This is a genomic window from Pseudomonas sp. NBRC 111130, assembly GCF_001320485.1.
Lineage (GTDB): Bacteria > Pseudomonadota > Gammaproteobacteria > Pseudomonadales > Pseudomonadaceae > Aquipseudomonas > Aquipseudomonas vlassakiae.
Genome location: NZ_BCBG01000106.1, coordinates 1 through 13,799 on the forward strand (window position 1 = coordinate 1; position 13,799 = coordinate 13,799).

Consider the following 13,799-nt stretch of genomic DNA (forward strand, 5'->3'; position numbering starts at 1 on the left):
CTTGCCCGCGAAGGGGCGCGCAGCGGCCCCAAAAATGGCGGAACGATACACATGACCCCCTGGCTGACAGTAGTAGGCATCGGCGAAGAAGGCTTCAGCGGCCTGGGCAAGCAGGCCCGGCGCGCCCTGCTGGGCGCCACGCGGATCATCGGCAGCCCGCGCCAGCTGGCCCTGCTGCCGCGTTGCATCAGTGCCGAGCGGCAAGACTGGCCAACGCCATTCTCCCTCGCCCCGGTACTGGCACTGCGCGGTGAGCCGACCTGCGTACTGGCCAGCGGCGACCCGATGTTCTTTGGCGTCGGCGCCAGCCTGGCGCGACAGGTAGCAGCCGAAGAAATGCAGGTGCTGTCGATGCCCTCCTCCTGTGCCCTGGCCGCCGCCCGCCTGGGCTGGCCACTGCAGGACGTGCAGGTGGTATCAGTTGTCGCACGCCCCTTGGCGGCGCTCAATGCCCACCTGTACAGCGGCCAGCGCCTGCTGGTACTGAGCAACGACGGCGACAGCCCTGCGGCCATCACTGCACTGCTGCGCGAGCGCGGCTTCGGGCCCAGCCGCGTGCACGTGCTGGAGCACCTCGGTGGTGCGGCCGAGCAGCACCTCTGCGGCACCGCCGATGACTGGCCGCACAGCCAAGTCGCCACCCTCAACCTGGTCGCCATCGAGTGCCTGGCCAGCCCGGATGCCGTGCGCCTGTCGCGTGTCCCCGGGCTGCCAGACAGCGCCTTCCGCCATGACGGCCAGCTGACCAAGCGCGACGTGCGCGCCATTACCCTGGCGCGCCTGGCGCCGCAGCCCGGTGAATTGCTGTGGGATGTCGGCGCAGGTTGCGGCTCGATCGGGATCGAATGGATGCGCGCTCACCCGGCCTGCCGCACCCTGGCCATCGAAGCCGACGAAGGTCGGCAGGGCTTCATCGAATACAACCGCAATGCCCTCGGTGTGCCGGGCCTTCAGCTGGTTCGCGGCAAGGCACCCGACGCGTTGGCCGAACTGGAACGCCCGGACGCGATTTTCATTGGTGGCGGCGTGACCCGCGAAGGCGTGTTGCCGCTGTGCTGGGACCGCTTGCGCCCCGGTGGGCGGCTGGTGGCCAATGCAGTGACCCTGCAAAGCGAGCTGGCCCTGGCGCACTTCCGTGAACAGCACGGTGGCGAGCTGACCCGTATCCATGTTGCCCAGGCCCAGCCGCTGGGTGCCTTCGACACCTGGCGCCAGGCGTTGCCGATCACCTTGCTCGACGTGGTGAAACCCCTCGATGCGTGAAGAAACCCGCGAGCAACCCGCGCCCCTGCGCAGTGGCCTGACCACCGGTAGCTGCGCCACCGCCACCAGCCTCGCCGCTGCCAAGTTGCTGCTGACCGGCCAGTGCGACGATGCGGTGAGCATCACCCTGCCCAAGGGCAAGGTGGTGCAGATGCGCCTGGAGTTCTGCCGCCTGGTCGGCGAGCGTGCCGAGGCGGGCACACTCAAGGATGCCGGCGACGACCCAGACGTCACCCACGGCGCCCTGCTCTACAGCCAGATCCGCTTGCAGGCGCAGCCCGGCATACGCTTCGTCGCAGGCCAGGGCGTTGGTACCGTCACCCGCCCCGGCCTGGTACTGGCAGTCGGTGAGCCGGCGATCAATCCAGTACCACGGCGGATGATCAGCGAGCACTTGCAGCAGCTGGCCGACGATTGCGGCTACCCGGGCGGCTTCGAGGTCACGGTCAATGTGCAAGGCGGGGAAGCGCTGGCGCTGAAGACCATGAACCCGCGCCTGGGCATCCTCGGTGGGCTGTCGATCCTGGGCACCAGCGGCATCGTCCGGCCCTTTTCCTGCTCGGCCTATATCGCCTCGATCCACCAGGGCATCGACGTGGCCCACACCAATGGCTACACCCACATCGCCGCCTGCACCGGCAACGCCAGCGAAGACACCATGCGCCGCGTCTACAACCTGCCCGAAATCGCCCTGATCGAGATGGGCGACTTCGTCGGCGCCGTGCTCAAGCACGTACGCAAGGTGCCGGTGCCACGCCTGACCCTGTGCGGCGGTTTCGGCAAGATCAGCAAGCTGGCTGCCGGCCACATGGACCTGCACAGCCGCCACTCCAGCATCGACCTGCCGCAGCTGGCAGGCTGGGCCGCTGAAATCGGTGCCGATGCGCAGCTGCAGGCGGCCATCATCGCCGCCAACACCAGCCAGCAGGCGCTGGCCCTGGCACATGCCGCCGGCATCGCCCTGGGCGACGCGGTGTGCGCCCATGCCCTGGCTTTCGCCCGCAGCGTGGTGCCGGCTCAGGTGCACGTCGAAGTGTTTGCCATCGACCGCCAGGGCGGCATCGTTGGCAAGGCAGGTGTGCAATGAACCGCCGAATCCTGCTGCTCGGTGGCGTCACCGAAGCCTTGGCCATCGCCCGTAATCTCGGCCCCGAGCATGTCTACAGCCTGGCCGGCATCGGCCGCGTGCCGCAGGACCTCGCTTGCCAGGTGCGGGTCGGTGGCTATGGCGGCGCTGACGGCCTGGCCGCTTACCTGCGTGAAGCCGGCATCACCCTGCTGATCGACGCCACTCACCCCTATGCGGCGCAGATCAGCCGCAACGCTGTCAGCGCTGCACGGGCGGCCGGCATTCCCTGCTGGGCCTTGCGCCGCCCGGCCTGGCAGGCACAGCCGGGGGACGACTGGCGTGAAGTGGAAGACTGGGCGGCGCTGATCGAGGCGCTCAAGCCGTTCAGACGACCATTGTTCACGCTTGGCCGCGAGCCACTGCAGCACCTTGCCGAGATTCCCCCAGAGCAGTTCTGGACCTTGCGCGCGCTGGAAGCCTGTGCGGGCAATGAGCGCTGCGAGGTGATCGGCGCGCGTGGGCCGTTTCACATCGAGGACGAGCGGGCACTGTTCGAACGTTGTCGCATCGATGTACTGGTCAGCAAGAACAGCGGCAGCGTGGCGACCGAACCAAAGCTCGACGTGGCACGGGAACGCGGGGTGCCGGTGGTGGTCCTGAAGCGTCCGACATTGCCTGCCGTGGATCGGGAATTCACCCAGGCAGGTCTATTGCTGGCCAAGATCAAGGACTGCCTGTAATGAAGTCAAAACGTATATCCCGTTGACATATACGTCCTCTCACTTAAACTCCAGTCACAGTTTGCTGCTTCCAAGGAGGCCCATCATGGAGCAAGGTGCAGTCTTCAAAAGTAACCGCAGCCAGGCCATCCGTTTGCCGAAATCCGTTGCCCTTCCCGATGAAGTGACCCGCGTAGACATCGTTGCCGTGGGGCGAACCCGCATCATCAGCCCAGCTGGGGAGGCATGGGACAGCTGGTTTGACGGCAACGACGCAAGTACAGACTTCATGGCCAGCCGTGATCAACCTGCCGACCAGGAACGCGAAGGGTTTTAATGCTCAGGTACATGCTCGACACGAACATCTGCATCTTCACTATCAAGAACAAGCCACAATTGGTTCGTGAAGCCTTCAACCGCCACCACGGTCAGCTGGCAATCAGTACCGTTACGTTGATGGAGCTGGTGTACGGCGCAGAGAAGTCAGCACACCCCGAGCGTAATCTTTCGATAGTGGAAGGCTTCGCTGCCCGCCTGGAAGTACTCGATTACGATAGCCAGGCTGCCGAACACAGTGGCCAACTACGTGCAGAACTGGCGAGGGCTGGTACACCGATCGGCCCATTCGACCAACTGATAGCTGGCCATGCCCGGGCTCGGGGGCTGGTGCTCGTAACCAACAACCTGCGTGAATTTCAACGAGTCCCAGGTTTGAGAGTTGAAGACTGGCTGGTCAATCCTGCAGGTCAGGCCTAACGCGGAAATTTCCTACTCATCACCGGCTCATCGGCAAGGAAACGCTCAGAAATTTCCAAGTGGCCTTTCGCCCACTGTGCGCCTTAGACTTTGTGCCTCCCCTCCGGAAGGCGTCGTTCATATGGAAATGCAATGGTGGATCTGGCTGGTCTTCGGTATCGGCCTGATCCTGCTCGAGCTGGTCCTGCCCACGTTCTTCATCATCTGGTTCGGCATCGGTGCCGTGCTGGTTTCGCTCATCGCCCTGGCCGCCCCCGCCCTGCAGCTGGACATGCAGGTGCTGCTGTGGGTGCTGTTCTCCTCGGTGACCACGTTCCTCTGGTTCAAGCTGTTCAAGCGCAAGCAGCCGGACGTGCGCTGGACCGCCGACAGCGTGATCGGTGAAGTCGGGTTGCTGACCAGCAGCGTCTCGCAATTCCAGAAAGGCCGCGTCCGCTTCCAGAAGCCGCTGCTCGGCAACGAGGAATGGACTTGCGTCGCCGACGGCGACATCCCGGCAGGCGAGCGTGTGCGCCTCGTCGCCATCGAAGGCAACACCGCCCGGGTCGTCCGGGCCTGAATTGGCATTTAAAAGGAAGTTTTCATCATGACCAGTCTCATCGTCGTCGGCGCCCTCGCCCTGTTCGTCCTGATCACCGTGTTCAAGGGGGTGCGCATCGTGCCCCAGGGCGAGGAATGGATCGTCGAGCGCCTGGGCCGCTACCACAACACCCTCAAGCCAGGCTTGAACATCGTCATCCCGTACATGGACGTGGTCGCCTATCGCCTGCCGACCAAGGACATCATCCTCGACGTGCAGGAGCAGGAAATCATCACCAAGGACAACGCGGTGATCGTCGCCAACGCCCTGTGCTTCGCCAAGGTGGTCGACCCACAGAAGGCCTCCTATGGCGTGCAGAATTTCTCGTTCGCCGTCACCAGCCTGACCATGACCTCGCTGCGCGCCATCGTCGGCGCCATGGACCTGGACGAGGCGCTGTCGAGCCGCGAACAGATCAAGGCGCGCCTGCGTGAGGCGATGTCCGAGCAGACCGAAGACTGGGGCGTGACCGTACGATCGGTCGAGATCCAGGACATCAAGCCGTCGGAGAACATGCAGCTGGCCATGGAGCGCCAGGCGGCCGCCGAACGTGAGCGTAAAGCCGACGTGACCCGCGCCGAAGGTGCCAAGCAGGCGGCGATCCTCGAGGCCGAAGCGCGCCTGCAATCGGCCAAGCTGGACGCCGAAGCGCAGATCAACCTGGCCGAGGCCTCGGCGCGGGCAATCTCGCTGGTCAAAGAAGCGGTGGGCAACGAGACCGTACCGGCCATGTACCTGCTGGGTGAGCGCTATGTGGGCGCCATGGAGAACCTGGCCAGCAGCAACAATGCCAAGGTCGTGGTGCTGCCAGCGGACCTGCAGGAAACCGTGCGCGGCCTGATGGGCCGCAACAAGACCTGAGCATCACGGGGCGCTTTGCGCCCCTTTCCACCCGCAACCTGCGTCACTTCACCGCACCCCACCATTTTTACCTATACTCCGCCTTACAATACCTTCCACGATTCCTGACCGGATCTCTCCATGCCCCCACGTCGGCACATTGCCTGGATAGCCTGCCTAGCAGTGCTGTTCAACCTGCTGGCCATGCCGCTGTCTTCCGCCGCGCCCAAAGGCCCGGCTGAGCAGCTGCTGTGGGGGGCTTTCTGTTCCAGCGTGGCTGGCAAGGCCAAGGTCGATGTCCAGGCCCTGGCCAAGATCGACCTCGGTAGCCAAAGCGATCAGCACTCCAACATGCAGCACTGCTGGTGCTGTTCGGGCGCTGCCCCACTGCTGGCCCTGCCAGGTTATCCGCCGCAACTGCACAACCCGCCGACGCTGTTGGCCGGGCGCGAGCCGCCACCCGCCAGTTACCAACCCACGCCGCGCCAGCTATGGCCCGCGCTCATTCCCCGTGCCTCTCCGCTGGCCTGAGTTCATCACGCTGTCTGCCTGAACCTGAACAGATCGGAGACTCACCATGCTCAAGCAAGCTCTTGTCCTGGCTGCCCTGTTGCTGCCCGGCGCCTACGCCAATGCCCATGAATACACCGTGGGCGACCTGCACATCGCTCACCCGTGGTCGCTGCAACTACCGCCCAACGCCCCCAACGTCGCCGCCTACTTCGTCGTGCACAACAACGGCAAGGCCGATGACCGCCTGCTCAGTGTCGACAGCCCGATCAGCGATGACGCGCAGTTGCATGAGCACGCCATGAGCGCCAGCGGCGCGATGAAGATGCAGCAGGTGCAAAGTGTGGCGGTGCCCGCCGGCAAAGACCTGGTGTTCGCCCCCAGCGCTTACCACGTGATGCTGATGCAGCCCAAGGACCGCAGCCTGCTCACCGACGGCAAGCGCTTCCCGCTGACCCTGCACTTCGAGAAAGCAGGTGACGTCACCGTCGACGTGGCCGTACAGAAACAGGCACCGGCAGACCAGCCCCAGGCCCACGAACACGCGCACTGACCCCCGCTGACCGGCGCTCGCCAGCATGAGCCTGCCGCGCAACAGCCTCAGCCGTACCACCCGCCCTGAACGCAGGCGCGCCGGTGGCGGCTGGCTGAGCCTGTTCGCCATGTGGATGATCTTCATCGGCCCGCTGATTTCACAGTCGATGCCGATGGACCACCATGCCGGCATGAGCATGCCGATGGACATGTCGATGTCCATGCCGGCGGGCAGCGATATCCATCACGGCCACGATAACGATGGCCAGTTGCATGTGATGTGGGAAAAGTGCGGCTACTGCAGTCTGCTGTTCAACTGCCCGGCCTTGCCACAAACCCTCAGCCCGCTCAGCGTCGCCAGTGCCGTTCCCCCCACAACCCTGCCCACCTCTACGCGCCAGGGCCATGCCCGGCAGGCCGTGTTCCCCGGTGCGCGCAGCCGCGCGCCGCCTCTTTCGATCAGCGTCTGAACTCCCGTTATCGCCCGGAGCCAGGAGGCTTCGCGCACACTCATGACTGATCGACTGGAATCATTATGTCCGGCTGCACCCCTGTTTTAGCTTCTTCCCTGCGAGGGACATTCGCCGCGCTGTGCGGCTCGCTGCTCGCCCCTGTGGCGCTGGCTGCCGCTCCTGGCCATGAAAGCCCCGACACCGAGCTGAGCCCGACGGTGATCACCGCGCTGGCACCGAGCTCGCCACTGACCGTGGTCACCAACCCCAAGGACCCGCGCCAACCCGTGCCGGCCAGTGATGGTGCCGACTACCTGAAGACCATCCCTGGCTTTTCCGCCATACGCGCCGGCGGCACCAATGGCGACCCGGTGCTGCGTGGCATGTTTGGCTCGCGCCTGAACATCCTTACCAACGGCGGCGTGATGCTCGGCGCCTGCCCCAACCGTATGGACGCCCCGACCTCCTACATCGCCCCGGAAACCTACGACCGCCTGACCGTGATCAAAGGCCCGCAAAGCGTGATCTGGGGGCCAGGCGGCTCGGCGGGTACCATCCTGTTCGAGCGTGAGCCGGAAAAGTTCGGCACCCTCGGCAGCCGGGTCAACGCCAGCCTGCTGGCCGGCTCCAATGGCCGCTTCGACAAGGTGCTCGATGCTGCGGGCGGCAACAGCCAGGGCTATGCGCGCTTCGTCGGCAACCAGTCGCACTCGGACGACTACGAGGATGGCAACGGCGACACCGTGCCTTCGCGCTGGGAGAAATGGAACGGCGACGTGGCCCTGGGCTGGACCCCCGATCAGGACACACTGCTCGAACTCACCGCCGGCAAGGGTGACGGCGAGGCACGCTATGCCGGCCGTGGCATGGACGGCTCGCAGTTCAAGCGCGAGAGCCTGGGCCTGCGCTTCGAGAAGTCCAACCTCGGCGAGGTGCTCGACAAGGTCGAGGCACAGGTCTACTACAACTACGCCGACCACGTGATGGACAACTACAGCCTGCGCACGCCATCAGGCACCGGCATGATGGGCATGCCCATGGTCAGCAACGTCGACCGCCGCACGCTGGGCGCTCGCCTAAAGGCCACCTGGCGCTGGGCGGATGTGCAACTGATTGGCGGCATCGACGCGCAGACCAACGAACACCGCCAGCGCGGTGGCATGGGCGTCGATGCGCACAAGGGCAAGCCCTGGACCAAGGACGCCGACTTCCACAACTATGGTGCTTTCGGCGAGCTCACCTGGTACGTCACCGGCGAAGACCGGCTGATCACCGGTGCCCGGCTGGACCGTGCCTCGGCCCGGGACTTCCGCAAGGGCAGCCCGACCCAAGGCGACACCCGCGCCGACACGCTGCCCAGCGGCTTCATACGTTACGAGCACGACCTGACGGCGATCCCCGCCACCACCTACATCGGCCTCGGCCACGCCGAGCGCTTCCCGGACTACTGGGAGCTGTTCTCGCCCAAGCTGGCGCCACCCGGTGCGGCCAACGCGTTCGACGGCATCAAGCCAGAGAAGACCACCCAGCTCGACTTCGGCATCCAGTACCGCGACGAGCGCCTGGAGGCCTGGGCCTCGGGCTACGTCGGGCAGATCCGCGACTACATCCTGTTCGACTACCGCACCGGGATGATGGGCATGAGCACCTCCCAGGCTCAGAACATCGATGCCCGCATCATGGGCGGCGAACTGGGCGCGGCCTACAAGCTCACCGAGCGCTGGAAGGCCGATGCCACCCTGGCTTACGCCTGGGGCAAGAACAGCAGCGACGGCAAGGCCCTGCCACAGATGCCGCCGCTGGAAAGCCGCCTGGGCCTGACCTACAGCCGCGACAGCTGGAGCGCCGGTGCCCTGTGGCGCCTGGTGGCGGAGCAGAACCGCATCGCCGAGAACCAGGGCAACGTGGTCGGCAAGGACTACGACAAGAGCGCCGGCTTCGGCGTGTTCTCGCTCAACGGCGCCTACAAGGTGAACCACAACCTCAAGCTCAGCGCAGGGGTCGACAACCTGTTCGACAAGGCCTACGCCGAGCACCTGAACCTGGCCGGGAATGCCGGGTTCGGCTACCCGGCCAATGATCCACAGCCGGTCAACGAGCCAGGCAGGACCTACTGGACCAAGGTCGATTTCAGCTTCTGACAACAACAACGGGCGCGGCTTCGGTCGCGCTCATCAGCTGGTCAAACGGGAGGTTCCCATGAGAGGAACACGCATCAACTTCTACAACCTGGCCTGGCGTTGGCACTTTTATGCGGGGCTGTTCGTCGCCCCGTTCATGATCCTGCTGGCGATCACCGGGATCATCTACCTGTTCAAGCCGCAGCTCGACCCGCTGCTGTACCGTGACTTGATGGTGGTCGAAGCCGGCCATCATCGACAGGGCGCCGACACGCTGCTGGCCGAAGTGCGCCAGGCCTACCCGAAAGGCCATGTCGGCCAGTACCTGCCGCCGATCAATGCCGAGCGCAGCGCGCAGTTCGTGGTGCATGACGGTGGCCGCGAGCTGAACGTGTTCGTCGACCCGTACAGCGGCAAGATCCTTGGCCAGCAGGACGGCAAGCAGAACCTGCAGGCCATCGCCCGCGCCCTGCACGGCGAGCTGATGGTCGGTACGGTCGGTGACCGCCTGGTTGAGTTGGCCGCCGGCTGGGGCATCGTGCTGGTGGTGTCTGGCCTGTACCTCTGGTGGCCACGCGGGCGTAACGGTGCCGGTGTGCTGTGGCCACGGTTTGCGGCGAAAGGTCGGTTGTTCTGGCGCGACCTGCACGCGGTGACCGGCTTCTGGGGTTCGGCCCTGCTGTTGCTGATGCTGGTCAGCGGCATGACCTGGACCGGCATGTGGGGCAAGCAGTACGCCGATCTGTGGAACCGCTTCCCGGCAGCCATGTGGAATGACGTGCCCAAGTCGGACCAGCAAGCGCGCGAACTGAACAGCGCACACCGTCAGACCGTGCCGTGGGCGATGGAGAACACGCCGATGCCGCAGTCCGGCGCGCATGCCGAACATGCCGGGCATCACATGATGGACAGTGCACCGGCTGCGCCTCAGGTGAGCCTGCAGCAGGTGGAAGACATCGCCACTTCGCGCCAGGTCGAACCGGGCTACAGCATCACCGCGCCTACCACCGCCGAAGGCGTGTACACCATCGCCGTGTTCGCCGACGACCCGCGCAACGATGCGACGCTGCATGTCGACCAGTACACCGGCAAGGTGCTGGCCGATGTGCGCTGGCAGGATTACAGCCCGGTGGCTCGTGCTACCGAGCTGGGCGTGATGCTGCACGAGGGCAAGATGTTCGGACCGTTGAACCAGATCATCATTTTGCTGGTGTGCCTGATGATCCTGCTGGGTTCGGTGAGCGGCCTGGTGATGTGGTGGAAGCGCCGGCCCGAGGGTGGCCTGGGCGTGCCGCCGCTGCGCCATGACCTGCCGCGCTGGAAGGCGGCGGTGGGGGTGATGCTGGTGCTGGGCGTGATGTTCCCGCTGGTGGGGGTGTCGATGGTGGTGATGTGGGTGGTCGATAGCCTGGTGGTGAGGCGCCGCCGGGTGCTGGCCAACGCCTGATCGCGCTTCAACCTGCACCGGCCTCTTCGCGGGCACGCCCGCTCCCACAGGAACAGCACAGCACTCGAACCCTGTGGTGTACCTGTGGGAGCGGGCGTGCCCGCGAAGAGGCCGGCACAGAAGAACAGCTGCTACCCAAAAGTCGAGTCGATCTGTCGCGCCCCGATCTGGCACGAGCGTGTTAGCCTAACCGGCTACCTCCGACAAGAAGACCGACCTTCCAAGGGAATGCAGCTTGATGACGCAAACTTCTCCCAACACGCCAGATGAACAACATCTGCAGCGCAACCTGACCAACCGCCACATCCAGCTGATCGCCATCGGCGGCGCCATCGGCACCGGCCTGTTCATGGGTTCGGGCAAGACCATCAGCCTGGCGGGCCCGTCGATCATTTTCGTCTACATGATCATCGGCTTCATGCTGTTCTTCGTCATGCGCGCGATGGGCGAACTGCTGCTGTCGAACCTCAACTACAAGTCGTTCATCGACTTCTCCGCCGACCTGCTCGGCCCCTGGGCCGGCTACTTCACCGGCTGGACCTACTGGTTCTGCTGGGTGGTCACCGGCATCGCCGACGTGGTCGCCATCGCCGCGTACACGCAGTTCTGGTTCCCCGACCTGCCGCAGTGGATACCGGCGCTGACCTGCGTCGGGCTGCTGTTGTCGCTGAACCTGGTGACCGTGAAGATGTTCGGCGAGCTGGAGTTCTGGTTCGCCCTGGTCAAGATCGTCGCCATCCTCGGCCTGGTCGCTACCGGGCTGTACATGGTCATCACCGGCTTCACTTCGCCGAGCGGGCGCACCGCGCAACTGGCCAACCTGTGGAACGACGGCGGCATGTTCCCCAATGGCCTGATGGGCTTCTTCGCCGGTTTCCAGATCGCCGTGTTCGCCTTCGTCGGCATCGAACTGGTGGGCACCACCGCCGCTGAAGCGAAGAACCCCGAGCGCACCCTGCCGCGGGCGATCAACTCGATCCCGGTGCGGATCATCGTGTTCTACGTGCTGGCACTGATCGCGATCATGGCAGTGACGCCATGGCGCGACGTGGTACCGGGCAAGAGCCCGTTCGTGGAACTGTTCGTTCTGGCCGGCCTGCCGGCGGCGGCGAGCATCATCAACTTCGTGGTGCTGACCTCGGCCGCCTCGTCGGCCAACAGCGGGGTGTTCTCCACCAGCCGCATGCTCTATGGCCTGTCCCAGGAAGGCGATGCGCCCAAGGCGTTCGAAAAACTGTCGAGCCGCTCGGTACCGGCCAACGGCCTGTACTTCTCCTGCACGTGCCTGCTGCTGGGTGCGGTGCTGATCTACCTGGTGCCGAACGTGGTCGAAGCGTTCACCCTGGTCACCACCGTGTCAGCGGTGCTGTTCATGTTCGTCTGGACGCTGATTTTGCTGTCGTACCTGAAGTACCGCAAAAACCGTGCGGCACTGCACCAGGCCTCGAAGTACAAGATGCCGGGCGGGCGCTTCATGTGCTACGTGTGCCTGGCGTTCTTTGCCTTCATCCTGGTGTTGTTGAGCCTGGAGGCGGATACGCGTTCTGCGCTGGTCGTCACGCCTGTCTGGTTCTTGCTGCTGGCAGTGACCTATCAGTTCGTGCGTAGCAGACGTCACCCGCGCACGGCCGTACGCCGCTCATCAGACCTCCCAGGGCAGTGATGACCTGACAGGGCCTCAGGCACGCCAGGCCCCTGTCGTGCCTGATCTAGCGAAGCACTGCCAGGCTCACGAGGATGGGTGCCTTCCAGGCCGGATCATTTACATTACGAGCCTCAAGCATCAACGTACCGTTGTACCAACCTGGTGGTAGCCCGGGGTTATCCAGCGCACTGTAACCCACGATCAGCTGCACCGGACCTCCGTCAGCATCGGGGTGGCATACAACCGTGCTGTTCATGGTCGTGCGCGGGCAGTTCGCTATCTGGCGCAAGGCTCTCAGGTTGACCGGACGAACGAGCCCGTCTTGCCCGGTCAGCTTCACGGTCAAGGTGGTCATGCCTGGGCCGCCATACGTCAATGACGTCGGCCCGACGTCGCTGGACAGTGCCACTACGCCGATTCTTGGGCGCCCTGGTACGGTAGCGACCACCGCGCTCGCCTCTGGCTGCTCGGAGACGTAGATCAGCCGCACGCCTTCGAACGCCGGGCTGTAGCCGCTCAACCGGCCGGCTTGCTCACGCCAGAGCCTGGCCATGTCGGCAGTCCTTGCGTTGCCCAGCGGCCTGCCTTCATAGCTGACTTGTGGGTTCGAGTAGTACGGCACGTTGTTACCGCACAGCATGGTGTGAGCGCCACCAGAGGTCTGGTAGCCAAAGCGATAATTGTCCGTGCCGTTCTCGTTGCAGTGACTCCCGCCAGCGTTATGGCCAACCTCATGGCGGAAGGCCAACGGATAATGAATGCTGTTGATGCTGCTTGCACCGGGTACGTAAGCCATTCCCGCGTAGGGTGATTTTTCGAAGTAGCCGACATTGATGTCATGCAGATAGGAAGCACGCAGCGGGTTCAGCAACTGTTGAAGCTGACCCAGGCCAGAACCGTCGACAGGAAGATCGGTTTCGGTCACGCGAACGCCGCCAAGGCGCAGCTTCACGCCCGTCACTTGTGAGTTGCGTAGGCCGAGATTGGACATTTCCAGTTGCGCCAGCGCAAATGCAACCGGATCGCTCCTGAGCACTGCCAGCGCCTGCTTCGAGAACAGTACCAAGGCATCGATTGCGCCATCGCTGCCAGGTCCGCTTGTGTCAGATGCTCTTGGTAACGCTGCGCGCTCTGCCAACGTGTCCGGCTTCAGATAGTCATAGGCAGGCTCTTCAACAAAGCGCCGTGAGCCAGCTTTATCGACATGAAGGGTGCCCCGCCGCCCCGGCCGGTCGATGATCGCCGTTAAAGCCCCTTCCCGGTCAGTGACCATTACCAATGCGCCTTCAACCCTGCCGCTGAGTGGCTCTGCAAGGTTGCCGCTGTCGATCCTGTAACCCTGGACATCAGCTTGCGAATCGATGTCCTGGAAGCGTCGGCCGCCCAGTTCCTGAGCGACCGCCGCCGTCAGAGGGCGTTCACCCGCTGTTTGAGCGGCATCTTGCGTGCAGCCCCCGGCAAACAGAAGCAGTGCTCCCCAGAGTCCGTGAATGGCTTTCCTGCACAGGACATTGTTCATGCTCTCCACCTCCAGATGTGGACTCGGGTTGACACAACATAGGGGAGCCATGCAGCTGCGCATACTGGCAGAAATGCTAGGTACAGCCAGCTGACAACAGACGCCCTCGGCGCTGGTCGTCACGCCTGTCTGGTTCTTGCTGCTGGCAGTGACCTATCAGGGCGTGCGTAGCCGCCGTCATCCGCGTTCGGCCGTGCGTAACGGCTGATGGCCTCGAGGGCTGCTTTGCAGCCCATCGCCGGCAAGCCAGGCTCCCACGGCTCCGCCCATATCGGGTGCAACCATGCAGGACACAACTATCGCAAGTGCGATGTGTCCGGTTCTGACAACGGGACGCCAATCCCG

Annotated in this window: 14 protein-coding genes; 13 read left to right on the forward strand and 1 reads right to left on the reverse strand. The window is 64.3% G+C overall.

Going from position 1 to position 13,799, the window contains the following annotated elements; all coding sequences use genetic code 11:
* The first annotated feature begins 51 nt into the window (after positions 1–51).
* The 13 genes from APH33_RS25465 (at position 52) to cycA (ending at position 11,953) form a co-directional block, all read left to right on the forward strand.
* Complete coding sequence (locus tag APH33_RS25465) at positions 52–1,263, forward strand: bifunctional cobalt-precorrin-7 (C(5))-methyltransferase/cobalt-precorrin-6B (C(15))-methyltransferase (RefSeq protein ID WP_054887810.1); 1,212 nt, start codon at positions 52–54, stop codon at positions 1,261–1,263.
* Positions 1,256–2,350 (forward strand): cobalt-precorrin-5B (C(1))-methyltransferase, encoded by a 1,095-nt coding sequence (locus APH33_RS25470; RefSeq protein WP_054887811.1) that lies wholly within the window; start codon positions 1,256–1,258, stop codon positions 2,348–2,350. Before APH33_RS25465 ends, APH33_RS25470 begins: the two co-directional genes overlap by 8 nt.
* On the forward strand, positions 2,347–3,072 hold the full coding sequence (locus APH33_RS25475) for a cobalt-precorrin-6A reductase (RefSeq protein ID WP_054887812.1): 726 nt from the start codon (positions 2,347–2,349) through the stop codon (positions 3,070–3,072). Before APH33_RS25470 ends, APH33_RS25475 begins: the two co-directional genes overlap by 4 nt.
* Before the next feature lie 85 nt (positions 3,073–3,157).
* Positions 3,158–3,388: a type II toxin-antitoxin system VapB family antitoxin gene (gene vapB, locus APH33_RS25480; RefSeq protein ID WP_054887813.1), complete on the forward strand. Its 231-nt coding sequence runs from the start codon at positions 3,158–3,160 to the stop codon at positions 3,386–3,388.
* Positions 3,388–3,807, forward strand: a complete 420-nt coding sequence (gene vapC / locus APH33_RS25485) for a tRNA(fMet)-specific endonuclease VapC (RefSeq protein ID WP_054887814.1) — start codon at positions 3,388–3,390, stop codon at positions 3,805–3,807. Before vapB ends, vapC begins: the two co-directional genes overlap by 1 nt.
* A 121-nt stretch (positions 3,808–3,928) precedes the next feature.
* Positions 3,929–4,366, forward strand: a complete 438-nt coding sequence (locus APH33_RS25490; RefSeq protein WP_054887815.1) for an NfeD family protein — start codon at positions 3,929–3,931, stop codon at positions 4,364–4,366.
* Positions 4,367–4,393: 27 nt separating this feature from the next.
* Complete coding sequence (locus APH33_RS25495) at positions 4,394–5,248, forward strand: SPFH domain-containing protein (RefSeq protein ID WP_054887816.1); 855 nt, start codon at positions 4,394–4,396, stop codon at positions 5,246–5,248.
* A 120-nt stretch (positions 5,249–5,368) separates the two neighbouring features.
* Positions 5,369–5,758 carry a DUF2946 domain-containing protein gene (locus APH33_RS25500; RefSeq protein ID WP_054887817.1) on the forward strand — a complete coding sequence of 130 codons (390 nt, stop codon included), beginning with the start codon at positions 5,369–5,371 and terminating at the stop codon, positions 5,756–5,758.
* A 46-nt stretch (positions 5,759–5,804) separates the two neighbouring features.
* Entirely contained in the window at positions 5,805–6,290 is a 486-nt protein-coding gene (locus APH33_RS25505; protein WP_054887818.1) for a copper chaperone PCu(A)C, read from the forward strand.
* 25 nt (positions 6,291–6,315) lie between these two features.
* Entirely contained in the window at positions 6,316–6,741 is a 426-nt protein-coding gene (locus tag APH33_RS25510; RefSeq protein WP_054887819.1) for a DUF2946 domain-containing protein, read from the forward strand.
* 65 nt (positions 6,742–6,806) lie between these two features.
* A complete protein-coding gene (locus tag APH33_RS25515; RefSeq protein WP_054887820.1) occupies positions 6,807–8,864 on the forward strand; it encodes a TonB-dependent copper receptor in 2,058 nt (685 codons plus the stop codon).
* A 58-nt stretch (positions 8,865–8,922) separates the two neighbouring features.
* Positions 8,923–10,290 (forward strand): PepSY domain-containing protein, encoded by a 1,368-nt coding sequence (locus tag APH33_RS25520; protein WP_054887821.1) that lies wholly within the window; start codon positions 8,923–8,925, stop codon positions 10,288–10,290.
* Between the two features lie 238 nt (positions 10,291–10,528).
* Positions 10,529–11,953, forward strand: coding sequence for a D-serine/D-alanine/glycine transporter (gene cycA / locus APH33_RS25525; RefSeq protein WP_054887822.1), 1,425 nt, complete (start codon positions 10,529–10,531; stop codon positions 11,951–11,953).
* A gap of 46 nt (positions 11,954–11,999) precedes the next feature.
* Here the strand turns inward: cycA and APH33_RS25530 are convergent, their stop codons facing one another.
* A complete protein-coding gene (locus APH33_RS25530; protein WP_054887823.1) occupies positions 12,000–13,454 on the reverse strand; it encodes a hypothetical protein in 1,455 nt (484 codons plus the stop codon).
* Positions 13,455–13,799: the final 345 nt, after the last annotated feature.